Source organism: Chryseobacterium sp. BGARF1, assembly GCF_001677955.1.
Classification (GTDB): Bacteria; Bacteroidota; Bacteroidia; order Flavobacteriales; family Weeksellaceae; genus Chryseobacterium.
The window spans coordinates 1-7,007 of the sequence record NZ_LELA01000070.1; the positions used below are offsets into that span (position 1 = coordinate 1).

Sequence of the window (7,007 nt, forward strand, 5' to 3'; positions counted from 1 at the left end):
TTATGAACTTCTAATGGAAAGTTCTGAAAACATGGTCAAATTATCTGCCATAAAATTATTACTCAATAAAATTTAAACAGCCTCTTAAGCTTCCCAAAAAATAGAAGCACAAATTTTAACCTGTAATTTCTTCAATAGATGCTAAGTCTTATAAAATCTAAAATCATAAAGCTGTATCAGTTTATTTCTTATCAAGGTCTAGATGATTCCGATACCAATAGAGATAAAGATTTTATGATCATGATCAATCAATATTTGTTTCTGTTATTTGTAATATTTTTATTTCAGGGCTTTGTAACTTATTTATATATTGGGTTGGAAGCCGATGTGTTATTTTTAGGAGTAACCTCATTAGCATGTCTTCTGTGTAGTTTTTTCTTTAAGAACTTTATTAAAAACAAATATTTTATACTTGCAATCTTTTTTTATTTAACGTTAGTTGTTACTTATTATGCCTCGATTACTAGCGTAGAGAGTGGTTGTTATATATACTATTTTTCGATACTAACTGCGATACCTATTTTTTTTAGTGTGAAAAAAGATACCGCTTTTGTAGTGTCAATATTTTTATTTGTAGTTCTTTGTCTGTATGTTTCTGCATTCAAAAATTTTCAATTATGGGGAGTAGAAGCCCAATTTTCTCATCAAGGATTAGAGCATGGCTTTTTAATAATTAATTTAACCTGTAAACTTCTTTTATTGGTTGTTAATTATTTCTTTTTAGAAGAAAAAAGAAATGATTACTATAAAGCACTTCATCGAAATACATTAAAAAGAGAAAAAATTGATCATCTTAATACTGAAATAAAAGCATTAAGAGAACTTTTTAATACCGAAGAGCTTTCTGATGAAAATTTTAAAGATTTATTGATTGCTATTTCCTTGAATGATGTTGTATTTCTTGAAAAATTTCAAAGAATATTTCCTTACTTTAAAAAAAACCTGTTTGATAATACGGGAGTTTCGCTTTCTACTTCAGAATTGACCCTGTGTGCTATAATGAAATTAGGACTTACAACTAAAGAGATTTCAATTCATACCAATGCTTCGTTAAAAGCAATCGAAGGAAGAAAATACCGATTGAGAAAAAAACTAAATATACCTTCTGATATTGATTTTACATTATGGTTTTCTAACTTTTAATGAATGTTGAAGTCGTATTTTTGCTAGCTTTTCTTTATTTCTGTTATGAAAATTATTTTTCATTTCGTTTTGATTTACAGGGTTTTGTAAAATAGGTTGTCCTCTTTTTGTACTCGCGTGGGATTATGAGGGGCTATATATAAGAGGCCTCTTGTATAATCTGTATATATTTGCAGTAAACATAAATGTGAGATTTATTTTTTTAAATAAATCAGTCTTAAAACTCTACAATATTTATCATTTTAACGCAAATTTTGACCAATTCTAGCTCTATAAATGGCTTAGAATATATCTGCTTATATTAATTTCCTATGTTTCTTTATTTAATATTTATACAATCTTTTTTAATGATAAGACCTCCTCCTTTGTTCTTTTATCAAAAGGATAATTGGGCTGAATATAATAATTATACAAAAAAAATAATGAAAAAATATATATTACTAATGATGAGCTTTTTTTGTTTGTCATTGAATTTTGCGCAAGTAGGAATAAATACAGATAAACCGGCTTTGCATACGGGTTTACACGTTTCTGAGCGAATGGATCCTGCAAGTGCAACTCCGGATAAATACAATGGAATTATCATACCCCGCTATACCGAAACTCAACGAGATGCGCAACTTACTCCCAACATGAACACGGCACAAAATAGTATGTTAATTTATAACATTACTGAAGATTGTTACAATTATTGGAATCATGCAGAACAGGAATGGAAAAGCCTTTGTGGTGCCTTAGGGAAATCTCAGTTCACTTTTGATTGTGCGGCAATACAAGTGAAAGGAAATTACGTAAAAGGAAAAGAGCTTACTTCTTCCCATTATCTAACTATTCCGGTGACGGTTACTAAGGCAGGTGAATATACGTTTTATGCAACCACTACAAATGGCTATAGCTTTTTTGTTTCAGGAACTTTTCTTAAGACAGGTTCGTATACTATACAGGCTATCGGACAAGGTATTCCTGTTGCCGCACAGACGGATAATCTGGCAATCAATGCAAATGGAGTGGATGTTACTTGTACGCCACCGGTAACGGTCAATGTTCAGACTGATATTGCTGCATATACGCTCGTCTGTTCTACTATTTCGGTTTACGGAACTTATTTAAAAGGAGTTGCATTAACCCCAAGTAATAATATCACAATTAATGTAAATGTGAGTGCTCAGGGATCGTATATCATTACTACAACTGCTGTTAATGGTGTTGTTTTTACTGCAACAGGAGTATTTTCTTCCATAGGTATCAATTCGGTTACATTAGTTGGTAGTGGAGTACCTACAATAAATGAAAATTTTGAAGTGGCCATTACATCAAATACGGTTACAGGAAATGCGGTCTGTACTGCGCAAATACCAATAACTTTACCAGCTATGACTTACGCTGTGATTGGTGCGGATAATGTTTATTCATGGCATCCAAACAATATTAGAGCTAAAGCTTTTAATAGTTCAAGTTTTGGCCCTTCAGGTAAGGTTAAAATGATTTCTTTTAATAATTTATGGAACACTAATAATTCGACTACTGCAACAAACAATTTAAATGGGGCAATAAAACCTGATGTTGTATTGTATTATTCGTTTGGTTTAACTCCTAATGCTGGGTTGGCTACGGCTTTAAATAATTATGTAAATTCAGGAGGTGTGTTGATCTATGGTACGGCAGATAATGACGCAAGTGGAGCTAATACGATACTGAACGGGATTTTTGGGGAAAGCAATGCACAACAGCAAATTGCGGGTACAGGCTCTACGGATGACAATGTTTATCCCATCAATAGTTTGCAGAATGACCCTATTATCAATGGACCTTTCGGAAATACTGCGGGGAAATACTGGGGTGAAGATAATAGTTCTACGGGAACTATTATCGTTAAAAAATTACCTGCAAATTCGGTGCAAGTTGCGGCAGCAAATAATCAATTTTCAAAATATACAGTAGACCCTTCATACTCCACGGTTTGGTATAATGATACCAAGAATTTTGTGTATTTTGGTGATTCCGTTGGGGCTTCTGAGACCTCAACCAGTGAATTAGATTACCCAAGTTTATACAATAATGGAGTTCCTTTAACTAAAAGATATGGGCAGTACCCAAATCAAGCTACTCAGGCTCAATTTGTTAATAATTCTATTTTAGAACTGAATGCCGTAGCTTGGGCGATTAGAAAAGCGGCGACAATGGGAATTAATCCTCATTAATTGAAGAGAATTAAGACTTTGTGACTTAAATATCCTCTGAGTTTTTTTTTAGATTAAAAAAATGTGGCGATAGCTGTTGAATGCGAGATAGAAATGTCTCGCATTTGCCGTTTTATAGGTTTAAAATAAAGATGTTAAAGAATGAGAAATAGGACTTCTTTAAGAGATTCAAACTTTTATTAATTGAATCTAAAACTCGTAAAATAATTTAAAATGCAAAACTCCATATTTTTTTTCTTTTGTAAAGTGAAAAATCTCATCAACGTTTAAAGTCCAGGCGAAAAATATTGTCGTTTCAGATTGATATTATGGCAAATTTATATAAAATAACCAAGCTAATTTTGTAATATCAATTTTATAGAACATCATGAAAAATAAAACAAGAGAGGATTTTTCTTACATCCTATTGATAATAAATGTATTGGTTTTGGTTTTAGTATCCAGTAATTTACGTTCTCCCATTACTTCTGTAGGTCCGGTTCTGAATCAAATTAGCAATTCGCTTCATTTAAATAATTTGCAAAGCAGTATGCTCACATCAATTCCTCTCATGATGTTTGCGAGTTGTTCGGTTTTGGTGAGTAAGTTTTCGCATCGTTTCAGTATCAACCGATTTTTATTATACGCATTGATTATTTTAAGTTTCGGGCTTTTTATGCGAGTATTTGGCTCGGTCTGGACTTTATTTACAGGGTCCGTATTTATTGGCTTAGGAGTTTGTATTGGAAACGTTATTACGCCGGGTTATATTAAAAATAATTTTCCGAAACAGATAGGCTTAATGACAGGTATTTTTGCTGTTTCTATGAATCTTACTGCTGCTTTAGCTTCAGGATATAGTGTAAGTCTTGGTGAATGGACAGGGTATGGATGGCGTGGTTCTTTAGGTGTTTGGCTCGTCATTGCATTATTGGCATTATTTGTTGTAGCTGTAGAATTGTTGCTGAATAAATCTAGAGTACAACAGACTGGGGCTTCACTTGTTAAATCTGATTTTAATATGTTTAAATCTAAACAGGCTTGGAATATCAGTATTTTTATGGGACTTCAGTCTTTGGTATATTATTCATTGATCTCGTGGCTGCCAGCTGTTCTTGGTGATTATGGGATGCATGGAAACGAACCGGGTTGGATTTTATTTATCATACAGATTTCGATGATTCCAATCACTTTTGTAGGGCCAATTATTGCAAATAAAATGAAAAATCAAAAAGCGATGATTGTTTTTATTTTTATATTGATGCTAACTAGCGTTTTGATGTTTGCCTGGTTGAGATCAGAATGGATTTATGCAACCGCTGTTTTATTAGGCTTGTCAAATGGTTTGTCGTTTAGCTTGTCGATTTTATTTTTCTCTTTACGAACAAAATCCAGTGCTAATGCAATTAAAATTTCAGGAATGGCACAGTCTGTAGGGTACTTAATAGCAGCTTTCGGACCAGCTATTTTTGGTAAATTACACGATTTTGATTCATCTTGGAAGTGGTCGTTCTACTTTTTAGGACTTTCGATTACAACAATGTTTTATTTTGGAATGAAAGCAGCAAGAAGAAAATTTGTAGAAGATTAAATAAAAGTTTTACTGTTGAAATAATTCTGAGGAGATTTAGAATAAAGTGCATTAAAAACACAAAAAAACTCACCATTTTCATCGTGAGTTTTTTTGTGTGAAAAGATTGTCATTGAATTATTTACTTCTTTATTTTTTGTAAATCTAAATCCTGAAAGTCATAGCTGAAATCTATTTCCGGTGAAATGCCTTTCATTTTTATGCTTTGTGCTTTGCCTTCTTCATCTAAACTAAACAGGGCAAATGCATCACCATTCATACCTTGGTATTCCCATTTAATGGCAAAAGTATTTGCTTTGTAAAAACTCATAGGTCCATTTAGTTTTGGCGAACGATATGACTTAAACCATAATTGATTTCCTTTTAGGAAAATTTCTATTTTTCCAAACCATTTATCTTCATACAAACCGATTAGGTCTTCATTTTTTAAGGTTGTATTTTTTGCTTTACTTACCGTTTCCCAAACTTTTTTGGTTACTTCATCTCCCGATTTTTTTTGAGCCTGAAGATGAGCTGCATATTTATCTACCCAACCATGGTCATTCAATCCTAAATAGCTGTCGATAATAGTTTGATTTACCGAAGAGAAAAGACCGATTCCTCCATTTTCTGTATTCGTTAAAATAACAATACCTAAATTTAAGTCAGGAATCATGCTAACAATAGAAAGCATTCCGGGTAAACCGCCAGTATGCGATACACTTAAATTCCCTTTGATATCAGATAGATCCCAGCCTAATCCGTATCCGTTAAAGTGTTGGTTATATCTTGGGTTAGGATTTGTTTTTTCAACAGTATGTATAGTCCACATTTCACTTTGCCTTTCCTCTGTGAAAAGCTGTTTATCTAAATTGGCTCCATATTTACCCTTGTTTAACTGGGTGAGTATCCATTTAGACATATCATCAACATTTGATATGATTCCTCCTGCTGCTCCATTTACCATTGCTCCAAATAGTGGTATTTTTTTTATAGTACCTGACTCTGATGAATGCGGAGAAGCTATTGTATTCATGTCTTTTAATTGATTGATGGAACTGAACGAATTTTTCATTTGTAAAGGTTCCAAGATGCGTTTTTGTATAAAAGCCTCCCAGGTCATTCCACTTATTCTGGCGGTTACTTCACCTGCTACTAGATATAATTGGTTATCATAATCAAATTGTGTTCGGAAACCTGAAACTGGCTTAAAGTGCTGAAATGACGTCACCACATCTTTAATGGTAAAATCTGTGCCATCTGGAAACATCATGAGGTCACCAGCTCCTAAACCAAGCCCACTTCGATGAGTTAGTAAATCTTCAATAGTGAAATTTTCTGTCACATAGTCATTGTACATTTTAAATTCAGGAATGTATTTTTTGACTTTATCAGTCCAGGAAATTTTGCCTTCATCTACTAAAATAGATAGAGCAGCAGTGGTAAAAGCCTTGCTATTAGAGGCGATTTCAAAATTTGTATACTCATCAACAGGTAATTTACTGTCTATTGATTTTATGCCATACCCCTTCTTATGAATTATTTTTCCATCTTTTACAATGGCAACAGCAACTCCTGCAACATTAAATTTTCCCATTGCATTTGTAACAAGCACATCTACTTCTTTAGAATTTATTTGGCCAAATACATTATTACTTACAAGTGTTGTAATAGTTGTAATAATCAATAAATGTAATTTTATTTTTTTCATAGATAGTTATTAGTTCTCATTTTTTTAGACCTTCAATCGTTGGAAGCTGTTGATGATTAGAGGGCTTAAATTTAGATATTAAAAACGGAAGTTTGAGTCACAAAAAATAACTTAAAGCATATTCTGTATTACTTTATGTGTATTTCTTGGTTTTGTCTGTTTAAAAGATTTTATAAACCGTTTAGTTGAAGCGGTGAAAGGTAAATTTGCTTGAATTTAAAGAATAAGAGCAATTGATTTAAAATTAAAAAATATTAAAATCAAAATAACAGGGTGGGGATCTTGAAACGTATAAAAACAAAAAAACTCACAATGAAAATTGTGAGTTTTAAGTGAGCGCGTCAGGATTCGAACCTGAGACCGTCTGCTTAGAAGGCAGATGCTCTATCCAGCTGAGCTACGC

Annotated in this window: 4 protein-coding genes; 3 read left to right on the forward strand and 1 reads right to left on the reverse strand. The window is 32.7% G+C overall.

Translation table 11 applies throughout. The features are described from left to right. The first annotated feature begins 138 nt into the window (after positions 1-138). The 3 genes from AB671_RS13510 (at position 139) to AB671_RS13520 (ending at position 4,914) form a co-directional block, all read left to right on the forward strand. Complete coding sequence (locus AB671_RS13510) at positions 139-1,143, forward strand: helix-turn-helix transcriptional regulator (RefSeq protein ID WP_066681359.1); 1,005 nt, start codon at positions 139-141, stop codon at positions 1,141-1,143. 422 nt (positions 1,144-1,565) lie between these two features. Continuing rightward, positions 1,566-3,344, forward strand: a complete 1,779-nt coding sequence (locus AB671_RS13515) for a hypothetical protein (RefSeq protein ID WP_157444218.1) — start codon at positions 1,566-1,568, stop codon at positions 3,342-3,344. 367 nt (positions 3,345-3,711) lie between these two features. Further along, positions 3,712-4,914, forward strand: a complete 1,203-nt coding sequence (locus tag AB671_RS13520; protein ID WP_066681360.1) for a CynX/NimT family MFS transporter — start codon at positions 3,712-3,714, stop codon at positions 4,912-4,914. A gap of 121 nt (positions 4,915-5,035) precedes the next feature. On the opposite strand, the gene AB671_RS13525 is transcribed toward AB671_RS13520, so the two are convergent. Further along, complete coding sequence (locus tag AB671_RS13525; protein WP_066681362.1) at positions 5,036-6,604, reverse strand: serine hydrolase; 1,569 nt, start codon at positions 6,602-6,604, stop codon at positions 5,036-5,038. Positions 6,605-7,007: the final 403 nt, after the last annotated feature.